The organism is Streptomyces sp. B3I8 (assembly GCF_030816915.1).
Classification (GTDB): Bacteria; Actinomycetota; Actinomycetes; order Streptomycetales; family Streptomycetaceae; genus Streptomyces.
In genome coordinates this window covers 4,667,213-4,688,317 of record NZ_JAUSYN010000002.1, presented here as the reverse complement: position 1 = coordinate 4,688,317, position 21,105 = coordinate 4,667,213, and the positions used below count along the sequence as shown (strand labels likewise).

Sequence of the window (21,105 nt, the reverse complement as noted above, 5' to 3'; positions counted from 1 at the left end):
CACTCGACCCTAAATTGGACTTCATCCAAGTCAAGTCGAGGTCCAGAATCACACCCGTTCAGGATCGGGACTCCTTGCTGTTAGTCTGGGAACCATGAGTGACCTACTGGAACGTCTGCGTGGACGCGGATGGCGCATGACCGCGCAGCGGCGTGTGGTGGCCGAGGTCCTCGACGGCGAGCACGTCCACCTGACGGCCGACGAGGTGCACGCGCGTGCCACGGCGAAGCTTCCGGAGATCTCCCGGGCCACGGTCTACAACACGCTCGGCGAGCTGGTCTCGCTCGGCGAGGTGCTCGAGGTCGCCACGGACAAGCGCGCCAAGCGGTACGACCCGAACGCGCACCGCCCTCACCATCACCTGGTGTGCGCGAGCTGCGGCTCGATCCGCGACGTCCACCCGTCCGGCAACCCGCTGGCCGACCTCCCGGACTCGGAGCGGTTCGGCTTCACGGTGTCGGACGTCGAGGTCACGTACCGGGGCCTGTGCCCGAACTGCGCGGCGAAGGCCTGATCGGCCGGGCCGGCCTCGCAGGGCGCAGTGACCAGGTCAGGTCGCAGTAGGTCGTAGTGGCGCACAGCAGGTCGCCGTAGGTCGCAAACGAAAAGCCCCGGCAGCGGACTGCCGGGGCTTTCTCTCGCGCGTCCCCGTACGGATACCTCCGCACAGCCCGTACGACACATGCCGGAGGCCGGAACCCTTGCGGGTTCCGGCCTCCGGTTTCAGTAGCGGGGACAGGATTTGAACCTGCGACCTCTGGGTTATGAGCCCAGCGAGCTACCGAGCTGCTCCACCCCGCGTCGACATCCGCAACACTACGTCAAGACGAGAAGCAGAAGCAAATCGCTTACTCACGCCGTCGATGTCACGCCGACAGCTCCTCCCGCAGCGCATCCCGCAACCGCGCCGCCCGCTCGGCGACCTCTCCCGGTCCCAGGTCCACCGCCCGGTCCGCCCACCGCTGCCCCTCCGCCAGCTCCCCGCGCCGGGCGTACACCAGCGCGAGCCGCAGCGCCGCCCGCCCGTGCCCCGCGTCGGCCGCCCGCGCCCACCACAGGGCCGCCTCCGGCTCGCTCCCCTCCCGGGCCAGCAGCAGGCCCAGGTTGAACGCCCCGTTGCGTGAGCCCGCCTCCGCCGCGAGCCGGTACCAGCGCGCCGCCTCCACGACCTCGCCCCGCCCGGCCGCCAGCATCCCGACCCGGACCTGCGCCCGCCGGTGGCCCTGGGACGCGGCCCGCTCGTACCACTCCTCGCACTCGGTCTTCTCCCGCGCCGGCTCCCCCAGCTCGTGCGCGGGCGCGGGCGGACGCCGCGCGTCGAGCACCGTGGCGAGCCGGTACGCCGCCTCCGCGCTGCCGCCCCCCGCGGCGCAGCGCAGATGCCGCTCGGCCTCCTGCTCCTCCCCGTCCCGCAGCCGCGCGATCCCGACCTGAAGCGCCGCCTCGGTGTGCCCGGCTGCGGCGGCCCGCTCGTAACAGGCGAGCGCGGTCCGCTGCCGGCCGCGCCCCGCGTACAGAATGCCCAGGTTGAACGCGGCGTCCACGCTTCCCGCCTCCGCCGCCTTGGAGAACCACGGCTCGGCCCCGGCCGCGTCGCCGCCCTGGAGCAGCAGCACGGCGAGCGCGTTCGCCGCCTCCCGGTGCCCGGCGTACGCGGCCCGCCGGTACCACTGCTCGGCCGGCCCGGTCCGCCCCTGCTCGGCACAGAGCAGCCCGAGGTTGTACGCGCCGTTGACGTCACCGGCGTCCATGGCGGCCCGGTACCAGCGCTCGGCGGTCTGCGTCTCCCCGCGCTCGGCGTGCAGCGCGCCCAGCGCGTTGGCCGCGTTGCCGTCCCCTTCCTGGGCGGCCCGCAGCCACCACACGGCGGCGCTCTCGGTGTCCCCGGCGTCGCGCAGCAGGAAGCCGAGCGCGCAGGCGGCACGCGTCTCGCCGTCCTTCGCGGACGTCAGGTACCAGCGGCCCGCCTCCTTGAGCTCACCGCGCTTCTCCAGGATCGCGCCGAGGTGCAGCGCGGCCCGCCGGTGTCCGCGCGCGGCGGCCTGCCGGTACCACTGTTCGGCCTCGTCCAGGGGGGCGGTTCCGGCGCCGCCGGCACCCTTGCCCCGCGCCCGGCGCACGTCGGTGCCGCGGGTACCCGGTGGTGCGCCTCTCGCTCCCCCTCTGCCCCCGGCGTTCGGCTCGGTGCCCGTGCCGTCCACGCCGTCCGCGTCGCGGTCCAGGGTCCGGGCCAGCCGGTAGGCGGCCTCCCGGTGCCCCCGTTCGGCGGCGACCCGCATCCAGTGCTCGCTGCCCGCGTCGCCGCGGTGTTCCAGCAGGTCGGCGAGCGCGTAGGCGCCGAGTACGTGCCCCTGTTCGGCGGCCTGGCGCAGCCAGTACTCGGCCGCCGGCTCGTCACCGCGCTCGCGGTGGTGCCGGCCGAGCGCGTGCGCGGCCGCGGTCGAACCGGCGACGGCGGCGACGCGCCACCATCCGGCGGCCTCGTCGGGGTAGCCCCGCTGGTGCAGCAGGACTCCGAGGTTGTTGGCCGCGGCCCGGTCACCCGCGGCGGTGGCGGCACGCAGATGGGGCTCGGCTCCGTCGAGATCACCGCGGCGCAGCAGCATGCTGCCGAGGACACTCATCGCCTCGACGTCGCCGGCCTCCGCGGCCGCGCGCCGGCGTGCCTCCTCGGCCAACTCCTCGGCGACCTCCGTGGTTTCGTCCTGTCCGGAAACGTCACAAACATCTGGAACGTCAGAAACACCAGAAACCACAGAAGCCCCGAAAGCCTCGGAAGGCCGCCCAAACCGCCCCGTCTCGAACAGAGTTGCCTTGTCCCCCATAACGTCCATCGTCGCACCACCTGCAACCTGGGTACACCTGGTATACCGCAGCCAGTGAGGTCACTACAGCGTTTTGTCGACATGCCCACAGAGAGACAAGTCAAACACGGGGTGACCAACTGCCCGACGCGGCACGGCCGGACACAGGCCGGTACATGCGTTCGCAGGTGTCAGAGGAGGGAAAGCACACTCACCGGAAGGTGGCATTCCGAGGGTCAGGAAGAGCGCCTGCGGCCGATGCGTCGGAGACCGTGCTCCACATACACGCACACACACGAAGGCCCGGATCCTTGAGGATCCGGGCCTTCGGTTTCAGTAGCGGGGACAGGATTTGAACCTGCGACCTCTGGGTTATGAGCCCAGCGAGCTACCGAGCTGCTCCACCCCGCGCCGTTGTGTATTCACCGTACCACGGCGCGGAGGGGCATCGGATCAGCCGTCGGCCGAGCCGGCGCTCTTGTCGCCCTTCTTGCCGTCGCTGCTCTTGCCGTCGCTGCTCTTGCTGTCGCCGGAGTTGCTCTTGCCGGCCGCGGCCTGCGCGTCCTCCGCCCGCTTCAGCGCGTCCTGGAGGTCCTTCTGCGCCTTGCCGTACGCCTCCCAGTCACCCTTCTTGAGGGCTTCCTGCCCGGCGGCGAAGGCTGTCTGGGCGTCGCCGAGCGCTTCCTTCACCGTCGGATTGCTCGTCGGCGGCGGAGTGGTGGTGTCCTGGTCGGACTCCGGTGGCGGCGTCGTCGAACTCCCTGTGGGGAAGAGCTTGTTCAGCGCCTCGTCCAGCGTGTTCTCGAACGCCGTCCTGCCGCCGTAGGTCATCAGCACCTTGCGCAGCAGTGGCAGCTTCAGTCCGCCACCGCGTACGTAGACCGGCTCCACGTAGAGCAGTCCTTCGTCCAGCGGGACCGTGAGGAGGTTGCCGTACTCGATCTCAGAGTCACCGTTCCTCACCTGTCTGATGAACTCGGTGATGTTCTCCTGGGAGTTCGAGTTGAACTGGCTCTGCACCTGTTTGGGACCGTCGGCCGTCGAACTGGTCAGTTGCAGGATTCTGATGCGGCCGTAGTCCTTCGTCCCGGCCTCGGAGTCGACCGCCATGAAGGCGCTGAGGTTGTCCCGGCCGTTGGGCGTGAACGTCGTCGTCAACGAAAACGCCTGCGACTGCTGGTCGGGCATTTTCATGCTCAGGTAGTACGGCGGCACCGCGTCGCCCGCCTTGTTGGTCGGGTCGTCCGGCACCTGCCACACCTCGCTGCCGCTGAGGAACGTCTGCGCGTCCTTCACGTGGTAGCGGGTGAGCAGTTCTCGTTGCACCTTGAACAGGTCCTGCGGGTACCGCAGATGGGCCATCAGGTCCGAGGAGATCTTCGTCTTCGGCTGGACCGTGTGCGGGAAGGCCTTCATCCAGGTCTTCAGGACGGGATCCTTCGTGTCCCACTGGTAGAGCTTGACCTCGCCGCTGTACGCGTCGACCGTCGCCTTGACCGAGTTGCGGATGTAGTTGACCCGGTTCTGCTGGGCGACCACCGCCCGCTGGTTGTTGGCCGCGGTGAGCGAGTCCGCCGTCGTGTCGCCCAGAGTGGTGCGCGAGGCGTACGGATAGCCGTTGGTGGTCGTGTAGGCGTCGACGATCCACTGGATCTTGCCGTCGACCACCGCCGGGTAGGCGTCGCCGTCGATCGTCAGCCAGGGGGCGACCGCCTCGACGCGCTCCTTGGGCGTGCGGTTGTACATGATGCGCGAGCCGTCGCCGATGGCCCCGGAGTACAGCATCTGCGGTTCGTTGAACGCCACCGCGTACGCGGCCCGGTTGATCGGACTGGAAAGGCTGACGCCACTGTCGCCCGTGTAGGTGTAGGTCTTCTCGCCCTCGTCGTCGGAGTAGTCGATCTCCTTCTGGGGACCGCCGACGATCGAGTACGTGGTGGTCTTCTCCCCGTAGTAGACCCGCGGCTGGTACGTCGGCAGGTCACCGGTGGGCGGCAGGCCGGACTCGGTGTACACCGGCTGGCCGTTGGTGTTGGCCGTGGTGCCCTTGGCGGCGACCACGCCGTAGCCGTGGGTGTAGCGGAAGTGGTCGTTGATCCAGTTGTTCTTCGGGACACCGTCGAGGTTCAGCTCCCGCAGACCGATGACCGTGTCCTGTTCCTTGCCGCCCTTGTCGGTGTAGCGGTCGACGTCCAGGTTGGTCGGGAAGGCGTAGTAGTTCTTCACCTGCTCCTTCTGCTGGAACGTCGGCGAGACGATGTTGGGGTCGAGCACCCTGAGGCTCGCCGCGGCGTCCGCGTCCTTGCGGAGCTGGGCGGCGTCGGTCTTCTTGCCCTTGCCCGCGTACTCGGAGACCTCGGCGTCGTCGATGCCGTACGCCTCGCGGGTCGCCTTGATGTTCTTGGCGACGTAGGGCGCTTCCTTGGCCTGCTCGTTCGGCTGGACCTGGAACTTCTGCACGATCGCCGGGTACAGACCGCCGATGAGGATGGCGGAGAGCACCATCAGACCGAAGCCGATGACGGGGAGCTGCCAGGTGCGCCGCCACAGGGTGGCGAAGAACAGCAACGCGCAGATGACGGCGATGCAGAACAGGATCGTCTTGGCCGGCAGATAGGCGTTGGCGTCGACGTAACGCAGACCCGTCCAGTTGCCGGTGGCCTTGAAGTCGCTGGACTTCACCGCCAGTCCGTACCGGTCGAGCCAGTAGGCGACCGCCTTGAGGGCCACGAAGACGCCGAGCAGGACCGACAGGTGTCCGGTCGCGGCGGCCGTGGCGTGCGCGCCGGGGCTGGTGACCCGCAGTCCGCCGTACAGGTAGTGGGTGAGCGCGGCGGCGATCAGGGAGAGCACGGCGGCGGCGAAGCCGAAGCCGAGCAGGAAGCGGTACCAGGGCAGGTCGAAGGCGTAGAAGGAGACGTCCAGATGGAACTGGGGGTCCTTCTGGTGGAACGGCACGCCGTTCACCCACAGCAGCCAGGTCCGCCACTGGCCGGCCGCGGAGGCGCCGGCGATCAGCCCGACCAGGGCGGCGATGCCGAGCAGCAGCCATTTCTTGTACGGGGCGATGCTCATGCGGTAGCGGTCCAGGCTCTGCTGTTCCGCGGACATCGCGCTCAGCGGCGGGCGGAGCCGGTGGGCGAGCCAGATGTTGACCCCGACCGCGATCGCCATCAGCAGGCCGAAGACGAGGAACAGGCCGATCTTGGTCCACAGGGTGGTGGTGAACACGGAGGAGTAGTTCACCGACCGGTACCACAGCCAGTCCGTCCAGAAGCCGGCGAACATGGTGAACGCCATGCCGAGGACGGCCAGGACGCCGAGCGTCATCAGCAGGGTCCGGACACGCCGGGACGGGCGGCCCACTCTGATCCGTGGCCCCGTCGGGCCTCCGCCGCGGTCCGGCATCTGGAAAGCCAAGGTGTGCACCTCGAAGTCGCTGTTGGTCGGCCCCCGCAGCTGTCGTGCAGTGCACGCGGGCCCTCGTCGGCCGGCCCCGCCGTCTCCCGAGATCGCGGGGCCTCACCTATGCAACTTACTCATGCTTTAACCGGTTCCCGGATCCGGGGATTAACGAGAGAGGATTGTGACCATGTCCAACACTCCCATGGCAGCGAACCCGCTCACCCGGGCCGTACTCGAGATCGACGAGTACGTCTCGGGCCTCGGCTGGGACCAGCCCGCTCGCCTTTTCGCCCTCGTCGACACCGCCCGGCTGCGGGCCCAGGAACCCTCCCTCGCGGCCCAGCTCGGCCTGGACGACGCACCGGAGACCACCGGTCTCACCCCCATCGAACAGGAGGAGATCGCCGCCGACCGGCCGCTGGACGAGTTCCTCGGCACCATCGCCTGGCCCGACTCGGTGGTCGGCTGCGCGCTCACGGTGGAGCGTCTGATGCTTCCGCCGTCCGCGGAGACCGCGGTCCCCGACGACCTGGACGGGGCCCGGCTGAATCAGTGGGTCGCCGAGCATCCGGCCCGGCAGGAGGTGCGCATGACCGTCGCCGTGCTGCGGGACGGAACCCGTGAGTCGGCGCTGCGGCTGCGTGAGAAGGACGCGCCCTCGGAGGTGCTCACCGGGGCGGACCTGGTGCCGGGGCTGGCGGAGGCGCTGGCGGCGACGTTCGAGGACTGACCCCACGCCCACGGCCGGCACGTCCGTGCCGGCCGTTCGTCCTCCGGGGCCGGCCGGCATCCTCCGGTGGCGGCCGTCGCTCTCCGGTGGCGACTACCCCTTCGAGGTGCACTTCGGCAGGGCGTCGGTGTGGCCGCCCTGGATGTCCTTGAGGGCGCCGAGGGCGTCGCCGATGGTGTTCACCCTGACGAGCGTGAGCCCGTCGGGGGTGTCCTTCGCGGCGGCGGCGCAGTTGTCCTTCGGCGTCAGGAAGTAGCGGGCGCCCTTGTCGCGCGCCCCGACGGTCTTCATCTCCACGCCGCCGATGGGGCCCACCTTGCCCGCGTCGTCGATGGTCCCGGTGCCCGCCACGAAGGTGCCGCCGGTCAGGCTGCCGGGGGTGAGCTTGTCGTAGATGCCGAGGGCGAACATCAGTCCGGCGCTCGGTCCGCCGACGTCGGCGAGCTTGATGTCGATGGAGAACGGGAACGTGTGATCGGTTCCGGCGGAGATCCCGACGATGGCGCGCGCGGTGCCCGTGTCGTCGGAGGTGGCGGTGGTGATCGTCACTTTCTGCGTCGTCGTCACCTTGCGGTGTTCCTTCTCGGCGGCGGCGTGCACCTTGGCCGGGACGACGGTGAAGGTGACCTTCTCGCCCGGCTTGTGCTTGGTGACCAGGTCGGCGACATCGTCGGGAGCCTTCACCGCGGTGCCGTCGACGGCCTTGATCACGTCACCGGCGTGCAGCCTGCCCTCGGCCGGGGAGTCCTTGAGGACGGTGGAGACGATCACCCAGGAGTCGACGGGGATTCCGAGTTCCTTGAGGGCGGCCACCTTCGCACTCTCCTGGGACTGGCTGAACTCCTCCGCGTTCTCCTGGGTGGACTGCTCCTCCGTCTTGCCGTCCGGGTAGAGCGTGTTGTGCGGCACGACCTTGTCGTCGTGCGCGAGCCACCCGTAGACGGCCTCCACGAGGTTCATCCTGTAGTCGGCACTGGTGACCCGGACGGTCGTCATGTTCAGATGACCGCTCGTCCCGTAGGTCTTGCGCCCGGAGATCTGCAGCACCGGCTCGCCGTCGTGGTCGCCGAGCGTGTTCACCGTGGGCCCCGGGGACATCTCCGAGTACGGCACTTTGATGAACACTCCCGCACACAGGAGCGCGATCAGCATCAAGGTGGAGGCGAGCATCGTCGCGGTGCGGCGTGGCATGGAACGACAGTACGGGACAGACCTGTAGGCGCACCGTCGGGGCTGTCCGTCCGTGGCCCGGGCCCGGCGGTGCCCCGGAAGGCACTGTCGGGCCCGGCCTTTTCCCGAAGGAGCCTCAGACTTCGGTGCGGGGCTTCTCCATGGCCTCGCGGAAGCGGGCGTATCCGGCGAGTTCGGAACCGTCACCGATGGTCTTGCGGTTCCGGCCGGCCCAACCGCCCCACAGTCCGGCACCGATCGCGGCGACCAACGGAATCAGCAACCAGGCGAGCGCCGCCATGCCGACCTCCCAACCCCTAGAGCGTCCGCGACTGACTGATCAACAGATTAATCATCCGCATGCTAACGCGCACGCCAGGGGGCGGGTCACGCGGCCGGGAGGGACGGCGGCGCGTGTCGCGCGAACGGGCCCTTACGCGTGTCGCGCGAGGCTCGGTGGTGTGTGTGCGGGGGGACGGTGGCCGGTGTAGCGGGAGGTACGGGCACACGCGCCGGAACGGGCGGAACCAGCGGGCGCCTCAGCAGGCGTCGGCGCCCACCCACTCCTCCGTTCCGTCCGAGAACCGCTGGTGCTTCCATATGGGGACCTCGTGCTTCAGGTCGTCGATCAGCCGGCGGCACGCCTCGAAGGCCTCGCCCCGGTGCGGACAGGCCACGGCGACGACGACGGCGAGGTCACCGATGTTCAGGTCTCCCACACGGTGGACCGCGGCCAGCGCGCGCACCGGGTAGTCGGCGACGACCTTCTCGGCGACGCGCCGCAGCTCGGCCTCTGCGGACGGGTGGCACGAGTACGACAGGGCGTCCACATCGGCCCCTCCGTCGTGGTCACGCACGGTGCCCACGAACAGCGCGGTCCCGCCGGCCGCGTCGTCCCCCACGGCCCGGAACACCTCGTCGACGGAGAGCGGTGTGTCACGGATGCCGAGCAACTTGATGGGATCCCCGGCCGCGCGCTCACCGGGGTGCTCCTGGATACCAGCCATGCCCCCATCGTGCCGCACAGCACTGACAACCGAAGAACCGCGTCCAGGGCCTGTCTCTCGATCCCGTCTGCCGGACGCCGCCATACACGCTCCCCCAAGCTCTCGGCTTCGCTCGAGCAGGGGGACCCAGAGCACGCACCTGACGCCGCCCGGCCCGCCCTCCGGGCGAAAGACCGGAGTCGAGAAACAAGCTCTAGCGCCGTCGCGCCTTGCGGGCCCGCCGGACCACCGCCGCCGCGCCCAGCAGCGCCACCGTGGCTCCCGCCGCGCCCGCCGCCGTCGCGTCCTTGCGGCCCAGCCGGCGTCCGGCCACCGTGTGCCGCCCGGAGACCTCCTCAAGGAGCGCCGCGAGGACCTCCTCGTTGGTCCAGCGCGGCCGCCAGCCCGCGTCGTGCAGCCGGCTCCCGCTCACCACCCAGGGGTACATCGTGTACGCGAGGTCACCCGCGGGCGACGGGGTGAGCCCGATGCGGTGCAGCCGCGCCGCCGCGCCCAGTGCCACGGCCGACGGCAGCTCCATCCGCCGGATCCCGCTGAGCTCCTCGACCTCCTCCTGCTCCAGCCAGCCGTCGCACCCGACAGCGAGTTCCCCGTCGGCCTTCTCCAGGACGGCGTACTCCAGCGCCCCGCACAGGTCCTCGACGTGGCAGAACTGCCAGGCGGGCCGCGACCCGGCGACGACGAGCAGCCGGGGCGACTCGAAGTACCGGGTCAGCGCGGTGTCCGTGCCGCCGACCAGCACGGCGGGCCGGACGACGGTCACATTGAGGCCGGGGTGGGCGCGCGGGGCCCGCCGGGCGAGACGTTCGATCTCCAGCAGGTCGCCCACCCCGGTCGCCTCGGCGGTGGCCCGCAGCTCCGCGTCCTCGGACAGCGGCAGTTCGTTGTCCGGCAGCGCCCCGTAGACCATCGCGGAGGTGCACAGCACCGCCCGGTGCACCCCGGCCGCCGCGGCGGCGGTCAGCACGGTCTGCGTCCCCCGGACGTTGTAGGCCGTACGGGCGGCCGCGTCGGTCTCGAGGTCCAGGTCGAGCGCCAGGTGGACGACGACGTCCGCGCCGCGCAGTTTCTCCGCGACGGCCGGGTCGCGGATGTCGAGGACGTGCCACTCGGCGGCGGCGCACTCCCCCCGCCGCTCGTCGAGCGCGATCACCCGTCCGATCTCGTCCGAGGCGGCGAGCCGCTCGGTGAGCAGGGCACCGACGCCGGTCGCGGCACCGGTGACCGCGACGACGGGGCCGCGGCCCGCGGGGCCGGTTGTGTGGTTTCGCGCTGCGCGAACCTGCGGATCTGGGGAACTCACCGGGCGTCTCCAGCGGTTGTCTTCAGTACGAGCGCGACGGTACGCACGCGGTGGACGCGTGCGCACCGGGTGGCATCCATCCTGCCGCAGCCCAGGAGTCGGCGACGCACTGAGGCCCGAACCGGTCCAGGTGTCTACGCTGGGTGGTGTTGTCGGGCAGCCAGCCGCCGGAGTGAGAGCCGGTGGCCCAACCAGCCGAGGAATCCCGTGAGTGACACCCCATTCGGATTCGGCCTTCCGCCGGAGGAGCCGGACGACGGCGACGAGGGCAAGAAGAAGGACCAGCAGAGCGGTGGTGGTCAGGGACCGGCCCATCCGTTCGGTTTCGGGTCGCCCGGAGCCGGCGGCGCCGGCGCCGACAACCCGTTCGCAGCAATGTTCGGTTCCCTGAACCCCAGCGATCTGGGAGCCGCCTTCCAGCAGCTCGGCCAGATGCTCTCCTACGAGGGCGGGCCGGTGAACTGGGACATGGCCCAGCAGATCGCCCGCCAGACGGTCGCCCAGGGCACACCGAACGGCACCAAGGACGCGAGCGTGGGCCCCGCCGAGCGCGCGGCGGTCCAGGAGGCCGTCCGGCTGGCCGACCTGTGGCTCGACGACGCGACGTCCCTGCCGTCCGGTGCGGGCACCGCCGTGGCCTGGAGCCGCGCGGAGTGGGTCGAGGCGACCCTGCCGGTGTGGAAGGACCTGGTGGACCCGGTCGCCGAGCGCGTCGGCGCGGCCATGGGCGATGTCCTGCCGGAGGAGATGCAGGCCATGGCCGGCCCCCTCATCGGCATGATGCGCTCCATGGGCGGCGCCATGTTCGGCACCCAGATCGGACAGGCCGTGGGCGTCCTCGCGGGCGAGGTCGTCGGCTCGACCGACATCGGTCTGCCGCTCGGCCCGGCCGGCAGGGCCGCGCTGCTGCCGCTGAACATCGAGGCGTTCGGCAAGGACCTGGGCGTGCCCATGGAGGAGGTACGGCTGTACCTGGCGCTGCGCGAGGCCGCCCACCAGCGGCTGTTCGCCCATGTGCCGTGGCTGCGCTCGCACCTGTTCGGCGCCGTCGAGGGATACGCACGCGGGATCAAGGTCGACACCGCGAAGCTGGAGGACGTGGTCGGCCAGTTCGACCCGCAGAACCCCGAGGAGCTGCAGCAGGCCCTTCAGCAGGGCATGTTCCAGCCGGAGGACACCCCGGAGCAGAAGGCCGCCCTGGCCCGCCTGGAGACGGCGCTGGCGCTCGTCGAGGGCTGGGTGGACGCGGTGGTGCACGCGGCGGCCAAGCCGCGCCTGTCCTCGGCGGACGCGCTGCGCGAGACGCTGCGCCGGCGCCGCGCCTCGGGCGGCCCGGCCGAGCAGACGTTCGCCACGCTGATCGGTCTGGAGCTGCGCCCGCGCCGGCTGCGGGACGCCTCCCGGCTGTGGGCGTCGCTGACCGACGCGCGCGGGGTGGACGGCCGGGACGCGCTGTGGGCGCACCCGGACATGCTGCCGACCGCCTCCGACCTGGACGACCCGGACGGCTTCGTGCACCGCGAGCAGATGGACTTCTCCGAGCTCGACAAGATGCTCGGTGAGGCGGCGCACAAGCCCGACCTGAGCAAGGGCGAGGGCGGCAAGGACGAGGGCGGCAGGGACGACGCCGCGGACGGGGACGACGGCAAGGGCGACGGCGCCGAGTGAGCCTTCACGACGACGCGGTCCTGGTCCTCAAGGAGTACGAGCGCCAGGACCCGGAGCAGGGCGCGCTGCGCCGAACGTATCTGGACCACCTCGCCGCCCATCCGGACGGCATGTGGAAGGCGTGCCGGGACGGGCACATCACGGCGAGTGCCATGGTGATCGACCCCTCGGGCGGGCGTGTGCTGCTGACCCTGCACCGCAAGCTGCGCATCTGGCTGCAGATGGGCGGCCACTGCGAGCCCGAGGACGCCTCCCTGGCGGCGTCGGCACTGCGCGAGGCGACGGAGGAATCCGGCATCGCGGGGCTCACCCTGCTGCCGGGCGGGCCGGTGCGCCTGGACCGGCACCGGACTCCGTGCGCGTGGCACCTCGACGTCCAGTACGCGGCACTCGCCCCCGCGGGAGCGGTCGAAGCGATCAGCGAGGAGTCGCTCGACCTGCGCTGGTTCCCCTACGACGCGGTGGCGGACGTGGCGGACGACTCGGTCGTACGGCTGCTGGCGGGCACACGCGCCAGGCTGTGACAGACCGCAAGGTGTAAGGGGCGTCCGCCAGAGCGGGCGCCCCTTACCGATGCGTGCTGGAGGACCGATGCGTGCCGGGGGGCCGATGCGTGCCGGAGGTCATGCCCGGCCCGGACGCCCCTCAGCTCCAGACGTTGCCCTGGTTCTGGCCGCGGGCGCCCTGTTGGCCCATGCCGAACTGGGCGGCGAGGCCCTGGCCGATCGCCGCGTTCTGGGGCGGCAGCAGTTCGCTGGGCTGGACGAGCGCGTAACCGCTGCCCATGAAGCTGAGCTCCCAGCCCTCACCCGTGTTGCCGCGGCGGCGCCACACCCCCGAGGAGTGCGTCTGGGCCTGCATCTGCACGCGCAGCCCGGTGGACCAGGCGACGATCGCGTCGGCATCGCAGTTGACGTACTTGTCGGGCGTGACCTGCATCATCAGGGGGGCGCCGGAGGTCATCAGGGCGACCTTGCCGCCTCCGGTGATGTTGAGCTGGTACTTGCCGGAGCCGGAGATGCCGTACTGGCTGTCGACGGCGACGACCTCGTGGTGCAGCGAGGAGTCCATGGCGAGGACGTAGGCGCTGTCGACGGTGAGGCCGTCCTGCTCGACGTCCACCAGGTGCACGTGCTGGGCCAGGTTGGCGAGGTAGACGGTGCCCTGGCCGTGGCAGCGCATCAGGTTCAGGCCCTCGCCGGTGTGCGCACGCGCGCGCCGCTGCCCGCCGTGCTGGTACTCGGCGTCGAACTCGACCAGTCCCTGGTAGGCGACCATGGTGCCCTTGCGGGCGAGGACGTCGTCGTGCCCTTCCAGGACGACGCGCAGCAGCTGCGGGTTCTGCAGGCTGTAGCGCTCCTGGGTCTGCTGGTCGTTGTGGGCGAAAAGAGAACTCTGCATGGTGTGGGTCGCTCCCTCTCAGCCCCGGATCCGGAGGCGGTCGGTGCTGTCCTCGCTGGGCTGCACCACGACGATGCCCTGCCCGGAGAACGCCATCTGATAGGCCTCGCCGCTGCCCCGCCCGATGAGCGAGGACGCCTTGAAACTGCGCTTCCCCTTCACCTTGAGGTTCGGGGACCAGGCGACGAGCGCGTCGGGGTCGACGTACGTCTCGTCCTCGCCGCCGCCGCAGTCGACGACGATCGGGGTGCCCCGGGAGGTCAGCGCGACCCACCCCTGCCCTGAGATCTTCGTGTTCCACAGGCCCTGACCGGCGAACTTGGCGAGCCCCTTGACGCGTTCGACGCCCCAGGAAAGGTGCGCGTCGAAGGCGAGCAGATTGGTGGCGTTGACGGAGATCGCGTCACCGTTGAGGTTGATGACGACGACGTCCGCCCCGTAGTCGGCGAGGTAGAGCAGGCCGTCCCCGGAGCACTTCATCAGGGGCGCGCCCTCGCCGGTTGCCCAGTCACGGGCGATCTGCCGCACCGCCGGCGGGTTGGGCTCGTACTGGACGAAGCCCTCGTAGGCGACCATCGAGCCGACACGCGCGAGGAGGTCGCTTCCGCTCTGCATGGCGACCTTGAGCATGTGGCTGCCGTGGTTCTCCATACGGGCGGTGGCGGGTGCGGGAGCGTAGCCCGCGAGCTGCTGGTTCATGACGGGCTCCCCTAGACCTCGTACGGCTGGACGACGATGAAGTTGCCGGGCGCGCCGCGGAACTGCAGGTTGACGCTCTCCCCGGTGTCTCCGGGGTAGGCGTTGCGCCGCATCCGCACCTGGCTGGAGACGATCACCTGGGAGGCGGCGGACCAGGCGACGACCGCGTTGCAGTCGGCGAACGTGGTCGGTGTCACCGGGAGCACCACCGGCGTGCCGTGCGTCTTGACGACGAGTGTGCCGGTGCCCTGGAACTGCATGGTGAACAGCGCGCCGCCGGGGATGCCGTGGCCCTCGATGCGGCGGACCTCGTACTGGAGGGACTCGTCGAAGGCGAGGACGTTCTCCGCGGAGACGCAGATCGCGTCGCCTTGGAGTTCGACGGGGTGCAGATGGGCGGCACCCTCGGCGAGGAACACCTGGCCCTGGCCGGTGCAGCGCATGAGCTGCATCTCCTGGCCGGTGGCGTTGCCGACGATGCGGCCGGCGAAGCCCGCGCCCTTGTAGCCGAAGTCGACCTTGCCCTGGTAGAGCACCATGCTGCCCTGGCGGGCCAGCACGGGCTGGCCGCCGACGCCGAGGTCGACGCGGACGAGCTTCTGGTTCTGCGGCGTCCAGCGGAGGCCGGTGGGGGCCTCGCGGTAGGCCTGGAGCGCCGCGGTGACACCCGCTCCGCCCTGCGGGGCGCCCTGGGGCACGCCGTAGGGGGAAGGCGCACCGGGGGCGCCGGGGGCTCCTGGAACCTGCCCGTAGCCGGTCGGTGCCTGCGGGGGCTGCTGTCCGTAGCCGGGGGGCGCGGGCGGGCCCTGCTGGCCGTAGCCGGACGGCATCGGGGCCGACGGGGCGGGGGGCGGCTGTCCGTAGCCGGGCGGCGGTCCGGGCGGGCCGGGCGGCTGCGCGTACGGGGCGGGAGCGGGGGGCGGCACGGTGCCGGTGGGCGGGGTGTTCAGCGGCGCGACGATGGTCGGCGCGGCGTGCACCGAGGGTGCGGGCGCCGGGGCGGACGGTGGTGTGCCCGGGCCCTGGGGCGGTGCGAAGCCCTGTGCGGCGGGCTGCGGCACGGGCGCCGGGGGCTGTGGGGGCACCGGGGCGGCGGGGGCGCCGAAGGCCGGGGGCGCGGTGGTCTGGGGCGGCGGGGCGAAACCGGGAGCGGCGCCGGCCTGTGGCGGCTGGGACTGCTGCGGTGCCGGTGCCTCCTCCTCGGCCACCTCGCCACCGAAGTTCTTCAGCAGCGCGTCGAGACCGCCGTCGAAGCCCTGGCCCACGGCCGCGAACCGCCAGACGTCCTTCAGGTAGAAGTCGCCGAGCATGACGGCCCGCTCGGTGCTGAACTCGGAGCCGCTGAACGGGTAGCGGGCGACTTCCTCGCCGCCCGCGACGATGCGCAGATAGCCGGGGCCGATCTGGGACATCTGGCCGGCGCCGTCGAGCGTCGCGGTGAACGACAGCTTCTGGATGTGGGGCGGTATCCGGTCCAGCGTCACCCGGAAGGACTCGGTGTCACCCGCCTGTGCGCCGAGCAGCTGAATGGACTCCTCGGGCGTGTTCGGCTGGTTGAAGAAGACGAAGTACCGATCGTCCGAGAGCCGCTCGTCGGCGTCGAGCCCGAAGCAACTGATGTCGAACGTCAGTCCGGGGCCGGCGATCTGCACACCCACGTACAGATCGGTTCCCGCGGTGAGGTCACTGATCCGGGCCTTGTGGCCGCGTTGGAATTCCCTGGCCATGCGTAACGACCGTCCCCCATCCCGAGTGCGAGTGCGTCGCGTCAGGCTAACGGCAAAGTCCGACATCGGAGGAAGCCGGTACACACCCGGTACACAACCGCGCCCGGGCCCGGAAGTGCCCGGCGGGCCGCGCGGGGCGGTTCAAGCGTCGCCGCGGACCTGCTCGCCCGGCGGTTCGGGCTGGTGCGGCAGCCGCCCTGCGGCGACCACGCCCTCGAGGTAACCGCGGGCCCGCTCCGTGCGCGGATAGGCCTCCAGGAGCCGCCAGAAGCGGGGGCCGTGCCCGGGGACCAGCAGATGCGCGAGCTCGTGCAGCAGGACGTAGTCGACGACGTACTCGGGCATGTCCCGCAGGCGGTGCGAGAGCCGGATGCTGCCCTCCGCGGGGGTGCATGAGCCCCAGCGGGTGTTCTGGTTGGTGACCCAGCGGACAGTGGCGGGCCGGGCCCGCCCCTCGAAGTACTGCGCCGACAGCCGCGCGGCGCGCTCCGTCAGTTCGGCGTCGCCCAATCGGCGTCTGTTCTCCTGGGCGGCCAGTTTCTCCAGCATGACGGTGACCCAGCGCTGCTCCTCCGCCTCGGACATCCGGGCGGGGATGAGCACGACGGTGCGATCACCCTCGCGGTACGCGGAGACCGTTCTGCGCCGTCGCGCGCTCCGGCGGACCTCGATCGCGCTCAGCGCCCGGTCGCCCTGCGGCGGGCTCGTCGTGGTGCGCTGTGCTTCGGCTGCGCGGTGCGGTGGATCGGCGGGCACGCCCAGACGTTACCCGCTGCACACGGAGGAAGTCCCCCTTCCGGGCACGGTTGCCGGGCGTCGGCCACCACACATCACGCGATTCGCCCGCGACCTGTGGTTTGTATGACGAACGACTCCCTCTGTGGATAACTCAGGGCACGCTTCGTCGTCCGCCCGGCATGCTGGCATCCACACTCGTCGACGGACCACTCCTCGACGGAGAGGTGCGACGACACGGCTACGGGGGTCTGTGATGCATCCGATGGTGAAGCCCGCGCTGCGGCGCGGCTGGCGGGATCTGAACACCGTGCAGTTCGGGATGGCTCCCGCGCACGCCATGGTGGTGGGACCGGTCGACACGGCGACGGGCAGTCTGCTGAGTCTGCTCGACGGCACCAGGAGCCTGCCCCTGCTGCGGGACGAGAGCCGGCGGATGGGGCTGCCGGACGGCCATGTGGACACGCTGGTGTCACGGCTGTCCGCGTCGGGTCTGCTGGACGACGCGACGGGCGGCGGTCCAAAGGCCGCCGAGCTCCGGGAGAAGAAGGAAGTCCTGGACCGACTCCGTCCCGACCTCGCCTCCCTGTCGCTCGTCGCCCGTGAGCCGGGCGCCGGACTCAGCCGGCTCGCCGCCCGCCGCGCCCTGCGGGTGCAGGTCAGAGGCGCCGGTCGGGTCGGCGTCGTGCTGGCCTCGTTGCTCGCCGGCGCGGGGGTGGGTGAGGTCGATGTGCGGGACATCGGCCGGGTCGAGCCGTGGGACGTGGCGCCGGGCGGGCTCCCGGCGGAGTCGGTCGGCGAACGCCGTGACGAGGCGGCCCGCAGGGCGGTGCGCCGGGCCGCTCCCGAGCCTCCGGGCCGCCGGGCGGCCGGCTCACGGACCGACGGCGCGACCGACCCCGGTCTGAGCCTGGTGGTGCTCACTCCGCGCGACGGTCTCGCCGTCCACGCCCCCGATCCGGCCGCCACCGAGCCGCTGCTCGCCTCCGGGACGCCCCATCTGTACGCCGGGGTTGTCGAGGGCACGGGGGTGGTCGGGCCGCTCGTACTCCCCGGGGAGACCGCCTGCGCGGGCTGCCTGGACCGACACCGCTCCGACCGTGACGAGACCTGGCCGCGGCTGGTCGCCCAATGGCGCTCGGGGCGCCCCCGTCAAGGACAGGCCTGCGATCTCGCGCTGGCCTCAGCCGTCGCGTCGCTCGCCGCCGGACACGCGCTCGCATTCCTCGACGGTCAGTCCCCGGCGAGCGCCGGCGCCCGCTGGGAGGCCTCGGTGCCCCGGCTCGACTGGCACGCGCGTCCGGTGTGGGCCCATCCCGGATGCCTCTGCGGCGCGGCGCGGCGCGACGACGCGGAAAAGGTGGAGAAAGGTAACAGGGATCAGAACGCAGAGGACGGCGGGTCACGCGCGACAATGGCGGTGCGGCAGTCGTCGCCGGAGGTGTCCCGCAAGGCCCCGGCGACACGGCTGTCCAGGACTTGGAGGGCGCATGTCTGATCTTCCCCGCAAGGCGGTCACCCGGACCGCCAAGCTCGCCGCGCTCCCGCTCGGCTTCGCCGGACGGGCGACCTGGGGACTCGGCAAACGGATCGTCGGCGAGTCGGCGGAGCTCGTGGGCCGTGAACTCCAGCAGCGCACCGCGGACCAGTTGTTCAAGGTCCTCGGCGAGCTCAAGGGCGGTGCCATGAAGTTCGGGCAGGCTCTGTCCGTCTTCGAGTCGGCGCTGCCCGAGGAGGTCGCCGGGCCCTACCGCGCCGCGCTCACGAAGCTCCAGGAGGCGGCTCCTCCGATGCCGACCCGAACCGTCCACGCCGTACTGGCGAAACGGCTTGGCGAGGACTGGCTGGAGCTGTTCCGGGAGTTCGAGGACAAGCCGTCCGCGGCCGCGTCGATCGGCCAGGTGCACCGGGCGGTGTGGCACGACGGCCGCGAGGTGGCGGTCAAGGTGCAGTACCCGGGCGCGGGCGACGCGCTGCTCTCCGACCTCAACCAGCTCAGCCGGTTCGCCCGGCTGCTCGGTCCGCTGGTCCCGGGCATGGACATCAAGCCGCTGATCAACGAGCTGCGCGACCGGGTCTCCGAGGAACTGGACTACGACCTGGAGGCGCAGGCCCAGCAGGCACACGCGGAGGAGTTCGCGGACGACCCGGACGTGGTGGTCCCGGCGGTGGTGCACCAGCGCGAGCAGGTGCTGGTCACCGAGTGGATGGACGGGACACCCCTGTCCGAGATCATCTCCGACGGCACCAAGGAGCAGCGCGACCGCGCCGGCCAGCTGCTGGCCCGTTTCCTCTTCTCCGGGCCGGCCCGCACCGGTCTGCTGCACGCCGATCCGCACCCGGGCAATTTCCGGCTGCTGCCCGGCGGGCCGGAGGGCGAGGACGACTGGAGGCTCGGCGTCCTGGACTTCGGCACGGTCGACCGACTCCCCGGCGGTCTGCCGGCGCCGATCGGCCACTCGCTGCGGATGACGCTCGAAGGCGACGCCGACTTCGTCTACACGCATCTGCGCGAGGAGGGATTCGTCAGGGAGTCCATCGACCTGGAGCCGGACGCGGTCCTGGACTACCTCCTGCCGATCATCGAGCCCGCCAGGGTCGAGGAGTTCACGTTCACCCGCGGCTGGATGCGCAGCCAGGCCGCCCGGGTGGCCGACCCCCGCTCCCCCGCCTACCAACTGGGCAAGAAGCTCAACCTGCCCCCGTCGTACCTGCTGATCCACCGGGTCACCCTCAGCACGATCGGTGTGCTGTGCCAGCTGGGCGCGACGGTGCGGCTGCGCGAGGAACTGGAGCAGTGGCTCCCCGGCTTCGTGCAGGTGGAGGACGCGGACGGCCCGGTCGGGACAGAGGCCGTGGACGGCGGGGACGAGACGGACGACATGGTGGGAGTCGAGGAAGCCGAGGAGATCAGGCTCCCCGGGCAGCAGAAAGCCGAGGCGGAATCCGCCCGGGAACCCGAAGAAGAGCCCGAGGACCAGGCCGAGGACGATCCTGGTCACGAATTCGGTGACGGCTCCGGGGAACGGTCGGCAGCACAAGCCTGAGCCGGTATTCCGGCAACCCGGTGCCCGGATAGTCCCTCCCGGGGACGCGACCGGGGGCCGGTCCTGGTGGACCGGCCCCCGGGTGGAGTCATCGTCGATGACCGCGGTGTGTCACTGCATGACGGCCATGGCCAGCGCGCGGCGGGCGCGCAGCGACGCGCGCTCGGCCCGGCGCTGCATCCGGCGGGCGACCACCAGGCGCACGGCCCTGCGTTCCCGCTCGGCCTCTCGCAGTCGGTCGTGCATATGCGCACGAGCCAGGGCTTCTGGAATGAGTTGCATCTCTCGGGTCCTGTTCTGGCGTGAGTCGTTCGCGCCGGTGGTGGTGACGTCTTCGATCACGGAGCCGGTCGGCTCGTTGGTGGACGGCTTCATCGGGGCCTGCTTCGTGGGGTCGAGCGTGAGGGGACGGTTGATCGTGCCGGGGGTGTTCATGCGGTGACCGGGTTCTTGCGCGGGCGGCCACGCGGCCGCTTCCGGGCGACGACGACGCCCTGGACGAACAGTTCGCCACCCCAGACGCCCCAGGGCTCACGCCGCTCCTTGGCGCCGGCGAGGCAGGCGTCGACGAGCGGGCAGGTGCGGCAGAGCGACTTGGCGTACTCGACGTCCGCCGGCGACTCGGCGAAGAAGACCTCCGGGTCGTACGAGCGGCAGGGGACGGAGACACCGAGGTTCTCGATGGCGTCGTCGAGCGCGGTGAGCGTGGTGAGCGGAGTCAAGGTGGAGTCCTCCGGGAGGCCGGGCTTGGGGATCGTGTCGGAAGGCGGTACGGACGGGACGTGCGCTTCGAGTTGCACGGTTCGTCTTCCTCGTCTGGTCGGTCCGGCCCTGTGGGGCCGGGCATCGGCTGGTACCGGGTCTTTTCTTGTCCCGAGGTCCTTCGTCTGTCGGTCCCGGTGCGGGACAAACAGAAGGGCCGCGGATCCCGGTTGGGTTCCGCGGCCCTGAAGGCGCCTGCCTGATCGGCGATCAGGCTGGATCACTCCAGGGTTCAGGCCCGCGGAAGGCCCACATCAGGTGGTGCTGCGTCGTCTGCTTCCGGAATCCGGCACCGGCCGCCGCAAAGGCATAGGCATGGGCCTGTGCCACTACCGCTTCCAGTGCCTTGGTCGGTCGCTCATCGCGCTCACGGACAGGAAGGCCCGAGAGAGGCAGGGAGGAGACCGGACGGTCGGCACGAATGCCGGACACACCGGTGCCCAGGTTCGAGACGCCCTGCGAGCACGCGGAGACGACCGAGTGATCGGTCAGTTTGGCGGTGCTGACGAAGCTGCTGTTGATGGTGATCACTGGGCTCGCCTCCCTTCGGCGTCTCTAGGACCGGTGGTGAGCCGATCCGTTCGGATGTGCAAGTACAGCACGGAATCAGGGCCTCCGAGAAGGCCGCCGTCCCCGTGGCTTAGAAC

19 protein-coding genes and 2 tRNA genes are annotated in these 21,105 nt (G+C 71.0%); 6 read left to right on the top strand and 15 right to left on the bottom strand.

Annotated elements, in window-relative coordinates; all coding sequences use genetic code 11:
* The first annotated feature begins 94 nt into the window (after positions 1–94).
* Positions 95–514: a Fur family transcriptional regulator gene (locus tag QFZ64_RS23075; protein WP_307068677.1), complete on the top strand. Its 420-nt coding sequence runs from the start codon at positions 95–97 to the stop codon at positions 512–514.
* A gap of 213 nt (positions 515–727) precedes the next feature.
* Here QFZ64_RS23075 and QFZ64_RS23070 read toward each other — a convergent pair.
* The 4 genes from QFZ64_RS23070 to QFZ64_RS23055 all read right to left on the bottom strand — a co-directional run bounded on the left by QFZ64_RS23070 (position 728) and on the right by QFZ64_RS23055 (position 6,212).
* Positions 728–801 (bottom strand) — tRNA-Met (locus tag QFZ64_RS23070).
* Positions 802–866: 65 nt separating this feature from the next.
* On the bottom strand, positions 867–2,834 hold the full coding sequence (locus QFZ64_RS23065; RefSeq protein WP_307068675.1) for a tetratricopeptide repeat protein: 1,968 nt from the start codon (positions 2,832–2,834) through the stop codon (positions 867–869).
* Between the two features lie 307 nt (positions 2,835–3,141).
* A tRNA-Met gene (locus tag QFZ64_RS23060) sits at positions 3,142–3,215 on the bottom strand.
* A gap of 42 nt (positions 3,216–3,257) precedes the next feature.
* Positions 3,258–6,212, bottom strand: a complete 2,955-nt coding sequence (locus QFZ64_RS23055; protein ID WP_307071833.1) for a UPF0182 family protein — start codon at positions 6,210–6,212, stop codon at positions 3,258–3,260.
* Between the two features lie 184 nt (positions 6,213–6,396).
* Between QFZ64_RS23055 and QFZ64_RS23050 the strand changes: the two genes are divergently transcribed.
* Positions 6,397–6,939: a PPA1309 family protein gene (locus QFZ64_RS23050; RefSeq protein ID WP_307068672.1), complete on the top strand. Its 543-nt coding sequence runs from the start codon at positions 6,397–6,399 to the stop codon at positions 6,937–6,939.
* A 93-nt stretch (positions 6,940–7,032) separates the two neighbouring features.
* Here the strand turns inward: QFZ64_RS23050 and QFZ64_RS23045 are convergent, their stop codons facing one another.
* The 4 genes from QFZ64_RS23045 to QFZ64_RS23030 form a co-directional block, all read right to left on the bottom strand.
* A complete protein-coding gene (locus QFZ64_RS23045; protein WP_307068669.1) occupies positions 7,033–8,130 on the bottom strand; it encodes a PDZ domain-containing protein in 1,098 nt (365 codons plus the stop codon).
* A gap of 115 nt (positions 8,131–8,245) precedes the next feature.
* On the bottom strand, positions 8,246–8,410 hold the full coding sequence (locus tag QFZ64_RS23040) for a hypothetical protein (RefSeq protein ID WP_307068667.1): 165 nt from the start codon (positions 8,408–8,410) through the stop codon (positions 8,246–8,248).
* Between the two features lie 238 nt (positions 8,411–8,648).
* Positions 8,649–9,116, bottom strand: coding sequence for a molybdenum cofactor biosynthesis protein MoaE (locus QFZ64_RS23035; RefSeq protein WP_307068665.1), 468 nt, complete (start codon positions 9,114–9,116; stop codon positions 8,649–8,651).
* 193 nt (positions 9,117–9,309) lie between these two features.
* Positions 9,310–10,419: an SDR family oxidoreductase gene (locus tag QFZ64_RS23030; RefSeq protein ID WP_307068663.1), complete on the bottom strand. Its 1,110-nt coding sequence runs from the start codon at positions 10,417–10,419 to the stop codon at positions 9,310–9,312.
* A gap of 207 nt (positions 10,420–10,626) precedes the next feature.
* Here QFZ64_RS23030 and QFZ64_RS23025 point away from each other — a divergent pair, with 207 nt between their 5' ends.
* Positions 10,627–12,087: a zinc-dependent metalloprotease gene (locus tag QFZ64_RS23025; protein WP_307068661.1), complete on the top strand. Its 1,461-nt coding sequence runs from the start codon at positions 10,627–10,629 to the stop codon at positions 12,085–12,087.
* Complete coding sequence (locus QFZ64_RS23020) at positions 12,084–12,611, top strand: NUDIX hydrolase (protein ID WP_307068660.1); 528 nt, start codon at positions 12,084–12,086, stop codon at positions 12,609–12,611. Before QFZ64_RS23025 ends, QFZ64_RS23020 begins: the two co-directional genes overlap by 4 nt.
* Before the next feature lie 121 nt (positions 12,612–12,732).
* Here the strand turns inward: QFZ64_RS23020 and QFZ64_RS23015 are convergent, their stop codons facing one another.
* The 4 genes from QFZ64_RS23015 to QFZ64_RS23000 form a co-directional block, all read right to left on the bottom strand.
* The gene (locus QFZ64_RS23015; protein WP_307068658.1) at positions 12,733–13,488 is read right to left on the bottom strand and encodes an AIM24 family protein; all 756 of its coding nucleotides are present in this window, start codon (positions 13,486–13,488) and stop codon (positions 12,733–12,735) included.
* 18 nt (positions 13,489–13,506) lie between these two features.
* Positions 13,507–14,187 carry an AIM24 family protein gene (locus tag QFZ64_RS23010; protein WP_307068656.1) on the bottom strand — a complete coding sequence of 227 codons (681 nt, stop codon included), beginning with the start codon at positions 14,185–14,187 and terminating at the stop codon, positions 13,507–13,509.
* An 11-nt stretch (positions 14,188–14,198) separates the two neighbouring features.
* A complete protein-coding gene (locus QFZ64_RS23005; RefSeq protein WP_307068654.1) occupies positions 14,199–15,914 on the bottom strand; it encodes a TerD family protein in 1,716 nt (571 codons plus the stop codon).
* A gap of 141 nt (positions 15,915–16,055) precedes the next feature.
* Positions 16,056–16,670 (bottom strand): M48 family metallopeptidase, encoded by a 615-nt coding sequence (locus QFZ64_RS23000; RefSeq protein ID WP_307068652.1) that lies wholly within the window; start codon positions 16,668–16,670, stop codon positions 16,056–16,058.
* 235 nt (positions 16,671–16,905) lie between these two features.
* On the opposite strand from QFZ64_RS23000, the gene QFZ64_RS22995 reads away from it, so the two are divergent.
* Positions 16,906–18,147, top strand: coding sequence for a TOMM precursor leader peptide-binding protein (locus QFZ64_RS22995; RefSeq protein WP_307068650.1), 1,242 nt, complete (start codon positions 16,906–16,908; stop codon positions 18,145–18,147).
* Entirely contained in the window at positions 18,140–19,696 is a 1,557-nt protein-coding gene (locus QFZ64_RS22990) for an AarF/ABC1/UbiB kinase family protein (RefSeq protein WP_307068649.1), read from the top strand. The genes QFZ64_RS22995 and QFZ64_RS22990 overlap by 8 nt, the downstream gene beginning before the upstream one ends.
* A 111-nt stretch (positions 19,697–19,807) precedes the next feature.
* Here QFZ64_RS22990 and QFZ64_RS22985 read toward each other — a convergent pair whose 3' ends face one another.
* The 3 genes from QFZ64_RS22985 to QFZ64_RS22975 all read right to left on the bottom strand — a co-directional run bounded on the left by QFZ64_RS22985 (position 19,808) and on the right by QFZ64_RS22975 (position 20,989).
* Complete coding sequence (locus QFZ64_RS22985; RefSeq protein WP_307068647.1) at positions 19,808–20,131, bottom strand: hypothetical protein; 324 nt, start codon at positions 20,129–20,131, stop codon at positions 19,808–19,810.
* The gene (locus QFZ64_RS22980; protein ID WP_307068645.1) at positions 20,128–20,496 is read right to left on the bottom strand and encodes a WhiB family transcriptional regulator; all 369 of its coding nucleotides are present in this window, start codon (positions 20,494–20,496) and stop codon (positions 20,128–20,130) included. Before QFZ64_RS22980 ends, QFZ64_RS22985 begins: the two co-directional genes overlap by 4 nt.
* A 172-nt stretch (positions 20,497–20,668) precedes the next feature.
* Complete coding sequence (locus tag QFZ64_RS22975) at positions 20,669–20,989, bottom strand: hypothetical protein (protein ID WP_307068644.1); 321 nt, start codon at positions 20,987–20,989, stop codon at positions 20,669–20,671.
* Positions 20,990–21,105 lie beyond the last annotated feature (116 nt).

Bases quoted from the DNA above. Each gene is read 5' to 3' on its own strand.
- QFZ64_RS23075 (WP_307068677.1), top strand. From the start codon at position 95: ATGAGTGACCTACTGGAACGTCTGCGTGGACGCGGATGGCGCATGACC.
- QFZ64_RS23065 (WP_307068675.1), bottom strand. From the start codon at position 2,834: ATGGACGTTATGGGGGACAAGGCAACTCTGTTCGAGACGGGGCGGTTT.
- QFZ64_RS23055 (WP_307071833.1), bottom strand. From the start codon at position 6,212: ATGCCGGACCGCGGCGGAGGCCCGACGGGGCCACGGATCAGAGTGGGC.
- QFZ64_RS23050 (WP_307068672.1), top strand. From the start codon at position 6,397: ATGTCCAACACTCCCATGGCAGCGAACCCGCTCACCCGGGCCGTACTC.
- QFZ64_RS23045 (WP_307068669.1), bottom strand. From the start codon at position 8,130: ATGCCACGCCGCACCGCGACGATGCTCGCCTCCACCTTGATGCTGATC.
- QFZ64_RS23040 (WP_307068667.1), bottom strand. From the start codon at position 8,410: ATGGCGGCGCTCGCCTGGTTGCTGATTCCGTTGGTCGCCGCGATCGGT.
- QFZ64_RS23035 (WP_307068665.1), bottom strand. From the start codon at position 9,116: ATGGCTGGTATCCAGGAGCACCCCGGTGAGCGCGCGGCCGGGGATCCC.
- QFZ64_RS23015 (WP_307068658.1), bottom strand. From the start codon at position 13,488: ATGCAGAGTTCTCTTTTCGCCCACAACGACCAGCAGACCCAGGAGCGC.
- QFZ64_RS23010 (WP_307068656.1), bottom strand. From the start codon at position 14,187: ATGAACCAGCAGCTCGCGGGCTACGCTCCCGCACCCGCCACCGCCCGT.
- QFZ64_RS23005 (WP_307068654.1), bottom strand. From the start codon at position 15,914: ATGGCCAGGGAATTCCAACGCGGCCACAAGGCCCGGATCAGTGACCTC.
- QFZ64_RS22995 (WP_307068650.1), top strand. From the start codon at position 16,906: ATGCATCCGATGGTGAAGCCCGCGCTGCGGCGCGGCTGGCGGGATCTG.
- QFZ64_RS22990 (WP_307068649.1), top strand. From the start codon at position 18,140: ATGTCTGATCTTCCCCGCAAGGCGGTCACCCGGACCGCCAAGCTCGCC.
- QFZ64_RS22985 (WP_307068647.1), bottom strand. From the start codon at position 20,131: ATGAACACCCCCGGCACGATCAACCGTCCCCTCACGCTCGACCCCACG.